The organism is Streptomyces sp. ISL-10 (assembly GCF_018614575.1).
Taxonomy (GTDB): Bacteria; Actinomycetota; Actinomycetes; order Streptomycetales; family Streptomycetaceae; genus Streptomyces.
The window spans coordinates 195,417-209,102 of record NZ_JAGGOJ010000017.1 but is presented as its reverse complement, the minus strand read 5'-3'; the positions used below and the strand labels follow the sequence as shown (position 1 = coordinate 209,102).

Annotated in this window: 12 protein-coding genes; 10 read left to right on the top strand and 2 right to left on the bottom strand. The window is 71.9% G+C overall.

Annotation, left to right across the window (positions count from 1 at the left end; all coding sequences use genetic code 11):
* Nucleotides 1–47 precede the first annotated feature (47 nt).
* The 4 genes from J7E88_RS21830 (at nt 48) to glmM (ending at nt 4,455) form a co-directional block, all read left to right on the top strand.
* Nucleotides 48–1,631 carry a serine/threonine-protein kinase gene (locus J7E88_RS21830; RefSeq protein ID WP_215183627.1) on the top strand — a complete coding sequence of 528 codons (1,584 nt, stop codon included), beginning with the start codon at nt 48–50 and terminating at the stop codon, nt 1,629–1,631.
* A gap of 292 nt (nt 1,632–1,923) precedes the next feature.
* Nucleotides 1,924–2,367: a 50S ribosomal protein L13 gene (rplM, locus tag J7E88_RS21825; protein WP_215183625.1), complete on the top strand. Its 444-nt coding sequence runs from the start codon at nt 1,924–1,926 to the stop codon at nt 2,365–2,367.
* A gap of 42 nt (nt 2,368–2,409) precedes the next feature.
* On the top strand, nt 2,410–2,925 hold the full coding sequence (rpsI, locus tag J7E88_RS21820) for a 30S ribosomal protein S9 (protein WP_215183623.1): 516 nt from the start codon (nt 2,410–2,412) through the stop codon (nt 2,923–2,925).
* Nucleotides 2,926–3,096: 171 nt separating this feature from the next.
* Nucleotides 3,097–4,455, top strand: a complete 1,359-nt coding sequence (gene glmM, locus J7E88_RS21815) for a phosphoglucosamine mutase (protein ID WP_215183621.1) — start codon at nt 3,097–3,099, stop codon at nt 4,453–4,455.
* Nucleotides 4,456–4,488: 33 nt separating this feature from the next.
* Here the strand turns inward: glmM and J7E88_RS21810 are convergent, their stop codons facing one another.
* A complete protein-coding gene (locus J7E88_RS21810; RefSeq protein WP_215183619.1) occupies nt 4,489–5,445 on the bottom strand; it encodes a DUF389 domain-containing protein in 957 nt (318 codons plus the stop codon).
* A 10-nt stretch (nt 5,446–5,455) separates the two neighbouring features.
* Entirely contained in the window at nt 5,456–6,451 is a 996-nt protein-coding gene (gene coaA, locus J7E88_RS21805; protein WP_215183617.1) for a type I pantothenate kinase, read from the bottom strand.
* 168 nt (nt 6,452–6,619) lie between these two features.
* On the opposite strand from coaA, the gene J7E88_RS21800 reads away from it, so the two are divergent.
* The 6 genes from J7E88_RS21800 (at nt 6,620) to alr (ending at nt 13,685) form a co-directional block, all read left to right on the top strand.
* A complete protein-coding gene (locus J7E88_RS21800) occupies nt 6,620–7,663 on the top strand; it encodes an ATP-binding cassette domain-containing protein (protein ID WP_215183615.1) in 1,044 nt (347 codons plus the stop codon).
* A complete protein-coding gene (locus J7E88_RS21795) occupies nt 7,660–8,469 on the top strand; it encodes an ABC transporter permease (protein ID WP_215183613.1) in 810 nt (269 codons plus the stop codon). Before J7E88_RS21800 ends, J7E88_RS21795 begins: the two co-directional genes overlap by 4 nt.
* A gap of 127 nt (nt 8,470–8,596) precedes the next feature.
* On the top strand, nt 8,597–10,444 hold the full coding sequence (gene glmS, locus J7E88_RS21790; protein WP_215183611.1) for a glutamine--fructose-6-phosphate transaminase (isomerizing): 1,848 nt from the start codon (nt 8,597–8,599) through the stop codon (nt 10,442–10,444).
* A 31-nt stretch (nt 10,445–10,475) separates the two neighbouring features.
* The gene (locus J7E88_RS21785) at nt 10,476–10,844 is read left to right on the top strand and encodes a holo-ACP synthase (RefSeq protein ID WP_215183609.1); all 369 of its coding nucleotides are present in this window, start codon (nt 10,476–10,478) and stop codon (nt 10,842–10,844) included.
* A gap of 121 nt (nt 10,845–10,965) precedes the next feature.
* Nucleotides 10,966–12,405 (top strand): NAD(P)H-hydrate dehydratase, encoded by a 1,440-nt coding sequence (locus J7E88_RS21780; protein WP_215183608.1) that lies wholly within the window; start codon nt 10,966–10,968, stop codon nt 12,403–12,405.
* A gap of 83 nt (nt 12,406–12,488) precedes the next feature.
* On the top strand, nt 12,489–13,685 hold the full coding sequence (gene alr / locus J7E88_RS21775) for an alanine racemase (protein ID WP_215183606.1): 1,197 nt from the start codon (nt 12,489–12,491) through the stop codon (nt 13,683–13,685).
* Nucleotide 13,686 lies beyond the last annotated feature (1 nt).

Sequence of the window (13,686 nt, the reverse complement as noted above, 5' to 3'; positions counted from 1 at the left end):
GTCGCAGTGGGTAGGTTGAGCGCCGACGTGATCTCCGGGGGGCGGACATGCAAAGCGACGGTGTGGCGGATGCGGTCCGTCCGGGCGTCAGGTTCGGGGCGTTCACGGTGCTGGACGAGCTCGCCAGCGGAGGCATGGGCCGCATCTATCTCGCCCGTTCGCCCGGCGGTCGCACCGTCGCGGTGAAGACACTGATCACCGACAGCAAGGACGACCGCCGCCGTTTCGCCCGCGAGGTCGTGCTCGCCCAGCGCGTCCAGGGCGTCTTCACCGCGAGCGTCGTGGCGGCGGACGCGGCGGCCGCCGTGCCGTGGATGGCGACCGAGTACGTCCCCGCCCCCTCCCTGCGCGACCTCGTGGAGAGCTGCGGGACGCTGGACGCGAGCGCTCTGCACTGGGTGGCGGCCGGGATGGCGGAGGCGCTGGTCTCCATCCACGCGGCAGGCCTGGTGCACCGGGACGTGAAGCCGTCGAACGTCCTACTGCCGGTGGAGGGCCCGCGGGTGATCGACTTCGGGATCTCGCAGGCCCATGACGTCACCCGGACCCAGACCGCGCTCGCCACGGTCGCCTACGCCTCTCCCGAGCAGGCCCGCGGCGAGGAGACCACCCCCGCCTCGGACGTGTACTCGCTGGGAGCGACGCTGTTCTGTCTCGCCGTCGGCCGGGCTCCGTACCGAGATGGCGGCGCGGGTCCGGCCCTGGAGCAGCTCGTCCGCGCGGCGACGGGCGACCTGGACGTGTCGGGGCTGCCGACCGAGCTGGAAGGGCTGGTGCTGCCGTGTCTGGCGCTGGACCCCGCGGACCGGCCGGCCCCCGCGGAGATCCTCGCGTACTGCGCGGACAGGCTGGGCGAGCGCCCGGACGCCCGCGGCGGCGAGGGCTGGCTGAGCGGGGCGTGGATCGAGGCGATCGAGCGGTACCGCGCGGGGCGTGTGCGGGCGGTGGAGGCCGCGCGGCGGCGTATCGACCCGGACGCGGCGACGGCGGCGGTGCCTGCGCCTGGCCGGACGTCCCGCCTGAGGCCCCCGCCGCCCGCCGCCCCGCGGACCCGCCTGTGGTGGGCGACCGGCGCGGCGGTCGCCGTCGTCGCGCTCGCGGTCGTCCTGGTGGTACGCCCCTGGGACGCAGGTGCGGATGCCGCTGCGGGGGTGCCGGACGAGCCCGTGCGCATCCTGGAGGTGGAGGACGAGTTCGAGGGCGTGTGCCCGACCGGCTCACCGGATCCTGACGCGTGGCCGCCGCAGAGTCCCGCGCCCTCCGGACGGGCCTTCACCTCGGACGACCGTCAGAGCTGTGTCGTCGTCTCGACGGCTCCCGGGATGACGGTCAACCGGTTCAAGGAGGTCGCCGCCTACGAGGAGAAGGCGCCGGGGGCGGAGGGCTGGTCCGTCCGCGTCGCCCTGAAGGACTCCGACCGTGCGACGTTCGCCGAACTGACGGGGAAGATCGCGGGACAGGGGCTGCAATCGGACGATCCGAAGGCCCGGCTGGCGTTCGTCCAGGGTGACAAGAGGCTGCTGGCCAGTTTCTTCATCGCGAGCAAGCTGCCGGGAGGGACTGCGATCATCGCCGTGGGGCTGGGTGAGAATGAGGCCCGGTTCCTGGCCGAGGCACTGGGAGCGCCCTGACGTCTCCGCCTGCACTGCCGTCTTTGCCCGTTCTGGGCCTGTGGGCCCTCCTGTCCCCTCGGTCCGCCCGGCACCGGCGGTTTTGACCCGTGCGGGGCCTCACGGGTATTCTTCTGGTTCGTTATGCGTATTGGCTTGCTCTATCTCACGTGAGGGGCCCTTACGCCGGTCCACCGGGCCGATGACCAGCGATCGACACTCGGGTTGCGTCCCCGACGTGTGATCAGGGCTGTCGTGATCGTCCGGGTGGCCTTGTCAGGACCAACTCACTGAAGAAGCGAAGGCTACGACCGTGCGTACGTACAGCCCCAAGCCCGGCGATGTGACGCGCCAGTGGCACATCATCGACGCGCAGGACATCGTCCTGGGCCGTCTGGCGACCACCGCCGCTACCCTTCTCCGGGGCAAGCACAAGCCGATCTACGCGCCCCACGTCGACGCTGGTGACTTCGTCATCGTCATCAACGCCGAGAAGGTGCACCTGTCCGGCAACAAGCGGACCCAGAAGATGGCGTACCGCCACTCCGGCTACCCGGGTGGTCTGCGCTCCGTCCGCTACGACGAGCTGCTCGAGAAGAGCCCCGAGAAGGCCATCGAGAAGGCCGTCAAGGGCATGCTCCCGAAGAACACCCTGGGCCGTCAGATGCTCTCGAAGCTGAAGGTCTACGCGGGCGAGAACCACCCGCACGCTGCTCAGCAGCCGGTCCCGTTCGAGATCACCCAGGTCGCGCAGTAAGTCCGGCCACCCCCTAAGACGTAAAGAAATCTGAGGAGAATCGTGGCCGAGACCGCCATTGAGCAGCCGCTCGAGGAGACCGAGTCCCCCGAGCAGTACACCACCGAGACCGAGGCTCCGGTCGAGGGTGAGTACACCACCGAGTCCGTGGCGTCCCGCTTCGGCGAGCCGCAGCCGGCCGCCGGCCTGGGCCGCCGCAAGAACGCCATCGCCCGCGTCCGGATCGTTCCGGGCACCGGCAAGTGGAAGATCAACGGTCGCACCCTTGAGGACTACTTCCCCAACAAGGTGCACCAGCAGGAAGTCAACGAGCCCTTCAAGGTGCTCGAGCTCGACAACCGCTATGACGTCATCGCCCGCATCTCGGGTGGCGGCGTGTCCGGCCAGGCCGGTGCGCTGCGCCTCGGTGTGGCCCGCGCGCTGAACGAGGCCGACGTGGACAACAACCGCGGCGCCCTGAAGAAGGCCGGCTTCCTCTCCCGCGACGACCGTGCGGTCGAGCGCAAGAAGGCCGGTCTCAAGAAGGCCCGCAAGGCCCCGCAGTACAGCAAGCGCTAAATCGCAGGCTGGCCTGTACGAGCTGGTACAGCTTCTGTACGGCTTCGCGTTCGCCCCGGCGGCACTCCGTGTCGCCGGGGCGTTCGTTTATCGACCCCCGGACATCGACCCGACGACCCCGGGCGTAAAACGAACTCGAGTATTCAGCTTCTTCTTCTTCGGAGGACAACAGTGGGACGACTCTTCGGAACGGACGGTGTACGCGGTGTGGCCAACGCGGACCTGACGGCCGAGCTCGCGCTCGGCCTGTCGGTCGCGGCGGCACACGTGCTCGCCGAGGCGGGCACCTTCGCGGGCCATCGCCCGACCGCGGTGGTCGGACGCGACCCCCGGGCGTCCGGAGAGTTCCTGGAGGCGGCCGTGGTGGCCGGTCTCGCCAGCGCGGGCGTCGACGTGCTGCGTGTCGGTGTGCTGCCGACCCCGGCGGTGGCGCATCTCACCGGTGTGCTCGGCGCCGACCTCGGTGTGATGCTCTCCGCCAGCCACAACGCCATGCCCGACAACGGCATCAAGTTCTTCGCGCGCGGCGGCCACAAGCTGGCCGACGAGCTGGAGGACCGTATCGAGCAGGTCTACGAGCAGCACCGCACCGGCGAGCCGTGGGACCGGCCGACCGGCGCCGGCGTGGGCCGGGTGACGGACTACGACGAGGGCTCCGACAAGTACGTCGCCCACCTCATCGCCGTCCTCCCCAACCGCCTCGACGGACTGAAGGTCGTCCTCGACGAGGCGCACGGCGCGGCTTCCCGCGTGTCCCCCGAGGCGTTCGCCCGGGCCGGCGCCCAGGTCGTCACCATCGGCGCGGACCCGGACGGGCTGAACATCAACGACGGCTGCGGCTCGACGCATCTGGACCTGCTCAAGGCCGCCGTCGTCGAGCACGGGGCCGACCTCGGCATCGCCCACGACGGCGACGCGGACCGCTGCCTCGCCGTCGACGCGGACGGCAACGAGGTCGACGGCGACCAGATCCTCGCCGTGCTCTCGCTCGCGATGCGCGAGGCCGGCACGCTGCGGGGCGACACCGTCGTGGCCACGGTCATGTCGAATCTCGGCTTCAAGCTGGCCATGGAGCGCGAGGGCGTCGAGCTGGTGCAGACGGCGGTCGGCGACCGCTACGTCCTGGAGGCCATGAAGGCACGGGGCTACGCGCTCGGCGGCGAGCAGTCGGGGCACGTCATCGTCCTGGACCACGCCACCACCGGCGACGGCACGCTGACCGGCCTGATGCTGGCGGCCCGGGTCGCCGCGACCGGCCGTTCGCTGGCCGAGCTCGCGGCCGTGATGGAGCGGCTGCCGCAGGTGCTCATCAACGTGCGGGACGTCGACAGGTCCCGCGTGCAGACGTCCGGCGAGCTGGCCCAGGCGGTCGGCGAGGCGGAGCGCGAGCTCGGCGCGACCGGCCGCGTCCTGCTGCGCCCCTCGGGCACCGAGCCGCTGGTGCGGGTCATGGTCGAGGCCGCGGACCTCGCGCAGGCGCAGAGCGTCGCGGGCCGGCTGGCCGACGTGGTGAAGTCGGCGCTGGGCTAGAGGCCGTGCATCGCGAGGGGGCCCGTGCGGGGATTACGCACGGGCCCCCTCGCTCTGCGTACGGGCGCCCTTGCGGCTCGCGCGCCACAGTGCCTTCTGCACCAGCAGCGTGAGGGTGCCGGCCAGGACGATGCCGAGCAGGTTCAGCAGCAGCTGCTCCGTGGAGCCCCATGCCTGCTGGTACTTGGAGTAGCCGAACGCCACGGCCGCGTTCGCCGCCGCCGGGACGGTCGTCACCGAAATGGCGACGCCGACCAGCGCGCCCGACTTGGCGGAGGTCAGCGAGAGCATCCCCGCCGAGCCGGCGAGGACGGCGACGACGAGCGAGAACTCGTCGGGGGCGTAGATGAAGGCCGTGTTGGGGCGCTCGGCGTCCAGCTTCGAGGCGGAGAACAAATCCAGCGCGTCCATGAGCAAGCTGAATCCCACGGTCAGCAGCATCGCGGCGCCGAAGCCGACGATCAGCGCGAGGAACGATCGCCAGGCGAGCTTCGGCGCGCGCCGCACCAGGGCCGTGCAGAAGCCGGCCAGCGGTCCGAACTCGGGGCCGACCGCCATGGCGCCGACGATCAGGATCGCGTTGTCGAGCACCACGCCGCACGCCGCGATCATCATCGCGAGGCTCAGGAACGCGAGGTAGGTGACGCTGAGCGTCGACTCCTCGTGCGTGGCGTCGGACAGCTGTTCCCACAGGACCGCGTCCGCGCCCTCGCCCGGCGCGTCCTTCTCCGCCTTCTCCGCGCGGGCCGACAGCGACAGAGCGATGTCGTCGACGGCGATGGAGCCGCAATCGTCGATGCCGCGCTCCCGCAGCTCCGACAGGAGCTCGTCCCCGGCCTCCCGTGCCACGTCGCACAGGATCAGGTCGCCCCGGGGATCGCGGGCCGCGCCCGGGAGCACCACGAGATGGGCTGCGCCGACCGTTTTCTCCAGCACGGAGACCACCTCGGCGGTCCGGTCGGCCGGGGCGATGATCCGCAGGTGCAACACGCCGTTCCTCCTAGAGTTTGCGCAGGGACAGCCGCTGCACCTTGTGGTCGGGCCCCTTGCGCAGCACCAGTGTGGCGCGCCCCCGGGTGGGCGCGACGTTCTCCAGCAAGTTGGGCCTGTTGATGGTGCGCCACATCGTGCGCGCGTAGTCCAGCGCCTCCTCCTCGGAGACCTGCGTGTACTTCCGGAAGTACGAGAACGGGTTCTGGAACGCGGTCTCGCGCAGCCTGCGGAAGCGGTTGAGGTACCAGGTCTCGATGTCCTCGGCCCGGGCGTCGACGTACACGCTGAAGTCGAAGTAGTCGGCGAGGCCGACCCGGGTGCGGCCGTCCTTGCCGGGCAGGGCGGGCTGGAGGACGTTGAGCCCTTCGACGATGAGGATGTCCGGGCGGCGTACCGTCAGCCGCTCGTCCGGGACGATGTCGTAGATCAGATGCGAGTAGACGGGGGCGGTGACCTCGTCCTTCCCGGCCTTGATGTCGGCGACGAAGCGGGTCAGGGCACGGCGGTCGTAGGACTCGGGGAAGCCCTTGCGCGACGTCAGCCCGCGGGCCCGGAGCTCCTTCATCGGCAGCAGGAACCCGTCCGTCGTCACCAGCTCGACGCGGGGGTGCTCGGGCCAGCGCGCGAGGAGGGCCTGCAGCAGACGGGCGACCGTGGACTTGCCGACGGCGACCGAGCCGGCGACGCCTATGACGAACGGGGTCCCGCGCTGGGCGCCGTGCCCGTTGCCCGCGTCGCCGAGAAAGGTGTTGAGGGCGCCCCGCAGCTCGGCCGTGGCCTGCACATAGAGATTGAGCAGCCGGGACAGCGGCAGATAGACGTCCCGTACCTCGTCCAGGTCGATGACATCCCCGAGGCCGCGCAGCTGCTCGACCTCCTCGGCGGTCAGCGGCAGCGGCGTTTTCTCGCGCAGGGCGCTCCACTCCGCTCGGGTGAGGTCGACGTAGGGCGTCGACGCAGGCTCTGCCCGGCGGTGGGCGCTTCGTGGCAGCGAAGAGATCACACGGTCATTGTCGGGGCTGCGGGGCGGTTGTGGGGGGTGGGGTGGGTCACGCGGCGGGAGGTGGCCTGGCCGGAATGTCAGTGGTGTGCGTCACAGTTGTCTGTGAGGTGGGCGCCGACGCGCGGCGGCCACGAAGCCCGCGGCGTGACAAGTCACAAGGGGAATCCCATGACCTACGCGATTCAGGCGGAGGGCCTGGCCAAGCGGTTCAACGAGACCGAGGCACTGGCGGGGGTGGATCTCGCGGCCCGCACCGGCTCGGTGCTCGGCCTGCTCGGTCCGAACGGGGCGGGCAAGACGACAGCGGTGCGGATCTTCGCCACGCTGCTCACGCCGGACGCCGGCCGGGCGACGGTGGCGGGCCACGACGTCGTCCGGGAGGCAGGCCTGGTGCGCTCCCTCATCGGATTGACCGGGCAGTACGCGGCCGTGGACGAGAATCTCACCGGCACGGAGAACCTGCTGCTCATAGGCCGTCTGCTCGGGCTGCCGAGACGCGAGGCGAAGGCGCGGGCCGCCGAGCTGCTGGACCGGTTCCAGCTGACCGAGGCGGCGGGCCGGGCCGTGAAGACGTTCTCCGGCGGCATGCGGCGGCGCCTCGACCTCGCGGCGAGCCTCGTCGGCCGGCCCAGCATCCTCTTTCTCGACGAGCCGACGACCGGTCTCGACCCGCACAGCCGCGGAGAGCTGTGGGACATGCTCCGCGCCCTCGTGGCGGACGGGGCGACCGCTCTGCTGACCACGCAGTATCTGAACGAGGCGGATGTGCTCGCCGACGACATCGTGGTGATCGACAAGGGGAAGGTGATCGCCGAGGGCACGCCCGACCGGCTCAAGTCCGAGGTGGGCGGCCAGGTGCTGGAGCTGCGTCCGGTCCGGGCTCAGGACCTGCCGGCCGCGCACCGGCTGGTGGCCGAGGCCGCGGGGGACGGGGCCCGGATCGAGGGCGGGTCGGTCACGGCTCCGGTGAAGGATCCCGAGCTGATGCCCACGGTCGTGCGCAGACTCGACCGGGACGGGATCGCGGTGGGGGAGCTGACGCTGCGGCGGTCCTCGCTGGACGAGGTCTTCCTGGCGCTCACCGGCCACAAGGCCGAGCCGCAGTCCGGGAACGGTTCCGGGCCGGAGCCGGGGCCGGACGGGGACGGCGGCGCGCAGGGGGGCCTCGGCGGTGACGAGAGCACGAGGGCGGAGGCGGTGAGTCCGGCATGACGGCCACGACGATCACGGCCACGCTGACGGCGTCGGGCCGGGTGAAGCCGCTGGCCTGGGCCCAGCAGACCCTCACGATGGCGTGGCGCAGCCTGGTGGCGGTCAAGCACAATCCGCTGGAGCTCGTGGACTACAGCGTGACGCCGATCATGTTCGTGTTCCTGTTCACCTATGTCCTCGGCGGGCAGATGGCCGGCTCCCCGGAGGCGTATCTGAAATACGCGCTGCCCGGCATCATCGTGCAGAACACGCTGTTCATGACGATGTACACCGCCATGGCGCTCAACACCGACCTGACCAAAGGGGTGTTCGACCGGCTGCGCAGCCTGCCCATAGCCCGCTCCGCGCCGCTGATCGGGCGGATCACCGCGGACCTCGCCAAGCATGTGTGGGCGATGCTGCTCATGATCGGCCTCGGCGTGGCACTGGGCTTCCGGATCACCGGCGGCTTCGGGGGATTCCTGGTCGGCGCCCTTTTGCTGGTCGTCTTCGCGGCGGCGGTGTCCTGGAGCGCGGTGCTGATCGGGATGCTGGCGGGCGATGCGGAGAAGGTGCAGGCGTTCGCCTTCACGCTGATCTTCCCGATCACGTTCACCAGCAGCGCGTTCGTCGTGGTCGACACCATGCCGGGCTGGCTCCAGGCGTGGAGTGACGTCAACCCGGTCACCCATCTGTCGGACGCGTTCCGCGGCCTGCTGCTGGGCGGCCCCGTGGCGGAGCCGGTGCTGTGGTCGCTGGTGTGGGCGGCGGGCATAGCGGTGGTGTTCTGCCCGCTGGCGATGCGGGCGTACCGGGCGAAGGTGTGAGCGCCGGCCCCGCCGGGTGACGGGCGCTGCGCCGGACCCACGCTCCCGGCCGTCGGCCGTGCGGGCCTGTTCCGAGCTGCGTGCGGGCTCGCTGCCGAGCCGCGCCCCGCGCCGTAGGCTGCGGACCATGTGCGGAATCGTGGGTTACGTCGGCGGACAGTCGGCGCTTGATGTGGTCATCGCCGGGCTGAAGCGGCTGGAGTACCGCGGCTACGACTCGGCCGGGGTCGCCGTGCTCGCCGACGGCGGCCTCGCCGCGGCCAAGAAGGCGGGCAAGCTCGTCAACCTGGAGAAGGAACTGGTGGAGCGGCCGCTGCCGAGCGGCTCCACCGGAATCGGGCACACCAGGTGGGCCACGCACGGGGGCCCCACCGACGCCAATGCGCACCCCCACCTGGACAACGCGGGCCGGGTCGCCGTCGTGCACAACGGCATCATCGAGAACTTCGCCGTGCTGCGGGCCGAGTTGGCCGAGCGCGGGCACGATCTGACGTCGGAGACCGACACCGAGGTCGTGGCGCATCTGCTCGCGGAGTCGTTCTCGTCGTGCGGGGACCTCGCCGAGGCCATGCGGCTGGTGTGCCGTCAGCTTCAGGGCGCGTTCACCCTGGTCGCCGTGCACGCGGACGAGCCGGACGTGGTGGTCGGCGCGCGGCGGAACTCTCCGCTGGTGGTGGGCGTCGGGGAGGGGGAGTCCTTCCTCGCCTCCGACGTGGCCGCCTTCATCGCCCATACACGGTCGGCGATCGAGCTGGGCCAGGACCAGGTGGTGGAGCTGCGCCGCGACGGCGTGACGGTCACCGGCTTCGACGGCGCGCCCGCGGATGTGCGCTCCTACCACGTGGACTGGGACGCCTCCGCGGCCGAGAAGGGCGGCTACGACTACTTCATGCTCAAGGAGATCGCCGAACAGCCCAAGGCGGTCGCCGACACGCTGCTGGGCCGCATCGACGCCGCCGGATCTCTGAGCCTGGACGAGGTGCGCATCCCGGTGTCCGTGCTGCGCGAGGCGACCAAGGTCGTCATCGTGGCCTGCGGGACCGCGTTCCACGCGGGCCTGATCGCGAAGTACGCGATCGAGCACTGGACCCGTATCCCGTGCGAGGTGGAGCTGGCGAGCGAATTCCGTTACCGGGACCCGATCCTGGACCAGCGGACGCTGGTCGTCGCCATCTCGCAGTCCGGCGAGACCATGGACACCCTGATGGCGCTGCGGCACGCGCGCGAGCAGGGCGCCAAGGTGCTGGCCATCTGCAACACGAACGGGTCGACCATCCCGCGCGAGTCGGACGCCGTGCTGTACACGCACGCGGGCCCGGAGGTGGCGGTCGCCTCGACCAAGGCGTTCCTGACGCAGCTGGTGGCCTGTTACCTGGTGGCCCTCTACCTGGGGCAGGTGCGCGGCACCAAGTGGGGCGACGAGATCCGGGTCGTGGTCCGGGACCTGGCGCAGATCTCCGGCCAGGTCGAGCGGGTGCTGGAGACGATGGAGCCGGTGCGCGAGCTGGCGCGTTCGCTGGCGGACAAGAACACCGTGCTGTTCCTGGGGCGGCACGTGGGCTATCCGGTGGCGCTGGAGGGCGCGCTCAAGCTCAAGGAGCTGGCGTACATGCACGCGGAGGGCTTCGCGGCGGGTGAGCTCAAGCACGGTCCGATCGCCCTGATCGAGAAGGATCTGCCGGTGGTGGTCGTGGTGCCGTCGCCGCGCGGGCGTTCGGTCCTGCACGACAAGATCGTGTCCAACATCCAGGAGATCCGGGCCCGGGGAGCGCGGACCATCGTGATCGCGGAGGAGGGCGACGAGTCGGTCGTGCCCTACGCGGACCATCTGGTGTGGATCCCGGCGACGCCGACCCTCCTCCAGCCCATGGTGGCGACGGTGCCGCTCCAGGTCTTCGCCTGCGAGCTGGCGACGGCGCGCGGCAATGAAGTGGACCAGCCCCGCAACCTGGCCAAGTCGGTGACGGTGGAGTGAGGGACGGGCAGGGAGCGGGAGGCGCCGTCGCATGATCATCGGGGTGGGGATCGACGTCGCGGAGATCGACCGGTTCGCCGCGTCGATGAGGCGGACGCCGAACATGGCGGAACGGCTGTTCGTGGCACACGAGTTGTTGCTGCCGAGCGGGGAGCGGAGGGGGTACGCCTCCCTGGCGGCGAGGTTCGCCGCGAAGGAGGCGCTGGCCAAGGCACTGGGCGCACCGGCCGGACTGCTGTGGACGGACGCCGAGGTGTACGTGGAGGACTCGGGCCGTCCCCGCCTGCGCGTCCGCGGCACGGTGGCGGCCCGCGCGGCGGAGCTGGGGGTGCGCTCGTGGCATGTGTCGCTGAGCCACGACGCGGGTGTGGCGTCGGCGGTGGTGATCGCGGAGGGGTGACCGGTGGCGTGCCCGCGCCGGGGGCCGGCCGCCGTCGGTGCGCGTAACTCGGGGTTCCATCGGGACACTTGTGGTGCGGCGTCCTCGCGCGGGGCCAGGACGTGTGAGGCAGACTCGGGGGATGCGTACTGCCTACAGCGTCGAGACCGTACGGCACGCCGAGGCGCAGCTCATGGCCCGCCTGCCCGAGGGCGCGCTCATGCAGCGCGCCGCCGCCGGACTGGCCGCCGCCTGTGCCGATCTGCTGGGCCGGGTGTACGGCGCACGCGTCGTGCTGCTCGTCGGCAGCGGGGACAACGGAGGCGACACCCTGTTCGCCGGGGCGCGCCTCGCACGGCGCGGCGCGGGGGTCACCGCCGTCCTGCTCGCGCCCGACCGCGCCCATGCGGCGGGACTCGCCGCCCTGCTCGCCAGGGGCGGCAGGATCGCCGACGACCCGTTCGAGGTGCTCGCCGCCGCCGACCTCGTGCTGGACGGCATCACCGGGATCGGCGGCCACGGCGGCCTGCGGCCGGACGCCGTGCCGGTGGCTCGCGCCGCCCGCGGGTCGAACGCCGTCGTCGTCGCCGTCGACCTGCCGAGCGGCATCGAGGCCGACACGGGAGAAGTGCGGGGCGAGGCGCTGCGCGCCGACACGACGGTGACGTTCGGGACGTACAAGCCCGGACTGCTCGTCGACCCGGCCAAGGAGTACACGGGCTCGGTCCGGCTGGTCGGCATCGGAATCGAGGAGCACCTGCCGTCCGTGCCGGACCTGGAGGCGCTGCAACACGCCGACGTGGCACGCCTGTTGCCCCTGCCGGCCGCGGAGAGCGACAAGTACCGCCGGGGCGTCGTCGGCATCGTCGCCGGGTCCGCGCGCTACCCGGGCGCGGCCGTCCTCGCCGTGGCGGGAGCCCTGCGCGGAGGCGCCGGCGCCGTGCGGTACGTGGGACCGGCGGCGGACGCGGTGATCGCCCGATTCCCGGAGACCCTGGTGCACGCGGGCCCGCCGGGCAAGGCGGGCCGGGTCCAGGCCTGGGTCGTCGGACCGGGCATCGGAGAGGACGCCGCCGCCGTACGGGAGGTGCTCGCCTCCGACGTTCCGGTGCTCGTCGACGCCGACGGCCTGCGGCTGCTGGACGCCGCCGCCCTACGCGACCGAGCCGCGCCCACACTCATGACGCCGCACGCGGGCGAGGCCGCCGCGCTGCTCGGCGTGGCGCGCGAGGAGGTGGAGTCGGCGCGCCTCGCGTCCGTGCGGGAACTGGCCGCCCGCTTCGGCGCGACCGTGCTGCTCAAGGGCTCCACCACGCTGGTCGCCGACGCGGACGGCGGACGCTCCCCGGTGCGCGTCAATCCCATGGGCACCCCCTGGCTGGCGACGGCGGGCAGCGGGGACGTCCTCTCCGGGCTCGCCGGTTCGCTGCTCGCCGCAGGGCTCGCCGCCCGCGACGCGGGTTCCGCCGCGGCTTATCTGCACGGCCTCGCGGCCCGGCTCCGCGTCGCGAGGGGCGTACCGATCACCGCGTCCGAAGTGGCGGCGACTCTCCCGGACGCCTGGCGTGATGTGAGGGAATGACGGCCGGGGCGCCGCCCGGCGAGTGACACAGTCGACCGCCGCACATACGGTCGGAGGCGTACGGCTCTGAGACACTGGGCGCGATGAGCCAGACACCGCCGCCCCCCGCCCCGCCGAGGGCCCGTGCCGAGATCGATCTCGCGGCCCTGCGCGCCAACGTCCGCGCGCTGCGTGCCCGCGCGCCGCGTGCCGCCCTGATGGCCGTGGTGAAGTCGGACGCGTACGGGCACGGCATGGTGCCCTGCGCCCGGGCCGCGCTCGCGGCGGGCGCCACCTGGCTGGGCACGGCCACTCCGCACGAGGCGCTCGCCCTGCGCGCGGCGGGTGTCGGCGGCCGGATCATGTGCTGGCTGTGGACGCCGGGCGACCCTTGGCGCGCGGGCATCGAGGCGGACCTCGACATGTCCGTGAGCGGCCTGTGGGCGCTGAAGGAGGTCACCGCGGCGGCCGAGGAGGCGGGCCTCCCCGCCCGGGTCCAGCTCAAGGCCGACACCGGACTCGGCCGCAACGGCTGTCCGCCCGCCGACTGGCCCGGACTGGTCGCGGCCGCACGCGCGGCCGAGGACGCGGGCCTGGTCGAGGTCACCGGACTGTGGTCGCACTTCGCCTGTGCCGACGAGCCCGGCCACCCCTCGATCGCCGCTCAGCTGGACGTCTTCCGGGACATGGTCGACCACGCGGAGAAGGCCGGCGTGGAGCCCGAGGTGCGGCACATCGCCAACTCCCCGGCCACCCTCACCCTTCCGGACGCGCACTTCGACCTCGTGCGGACCGGTATCGCGATGTACGGCGTCTCGCCCAGCCCCGAGCTCGGCACACCCGCGGACTTCGGACTGCGCCCGGTGATGACGCTCGCCGCGTCCGTGGCGCTCGTCAAGCAGGTGCCGGCAGGCCACGGCGTCAGCTACGGCCACCACTACGTCACCGGCGCCGAGACGACGCTCGGCCTGATCCCCCTCGGCTACGCGGACGGCATTCCGCGTCATGCGTCGGGCCGCGGGCCGGTGTTGGTCGGCGGGAAGTGGCGGCGGGTCGCGGGGCGGGTCGCGATGGACCAGTTCGTCGTCGATCTCGGCGGGCAGATGGTCGAGGAGGGTGCCGAGGCGCTGCTGTTCGGTCCGGGCGACCGGGGCGAGCCGACCGCCGAGGACTGGGCCGAGGCGGCGGGCACGATCGCGTACGAAATCGTCACCCGCATCGGTGCCAGGGTGCCGCGCGTCTATGTGAACGAGGTTGCCCAGGACGAGCAGTACGTGAGCGGGCGGACCGCCGACGAGTAGG

Excerpts from the sequence above, each read along its gene's own strand:
- J7E88_RS21830 (WP_215183627.1), top strand. The coding sequence starts at position 48 with ATGCAAAGCGACGGTGTGGCGGATGCGGTCCGTCCGGGCGTCAGGTTC.
- J7E88_RS21800 (WP_215183615.1), top strand. The coding sequence starts at position 6,620 with ATGACCTACGCGATTCAGGCGGAGGGCCTGGCCAAGCGGTTCAACGAG.
- J7E88_RS21795 (WP_215183613.1), top strand. The coding sequence starts at position 7,660 with ATGACGGCCACGACGATCACGGCCACGCTGACGGCGTCGGGCCGGGTG.
- glmS (WP_215183611.1), top strand. The coding sequence starts at position 8,597 with ATGTGCGGAATCGTGGGTTACGTCGGCGGACAGTCGGCGCTTGATGTG.
- J7E88_RS21785 (WP_215183609.1), top strand. The coding sequence starts at position 10,476 with ATGATCATCGGGGTGGGGATCGACGTCGCGGAGATCGACCGGTTCGCC.
- J7E88_RS21780 (WP_215183608.1), top strand. The coding sequence starts at position 10,966 with ATGCGTACTGCCTACAGCGTCGAGACCGTACGGCACGCCGAGGCGCAG.
- alr (WP_215183606.1), top strand. The coding sequence starts at position 12,489 with ATGAGCCAGACACCGCCGCCCCCCGCCCCGCCGAGGGCCCGTGCCGAG.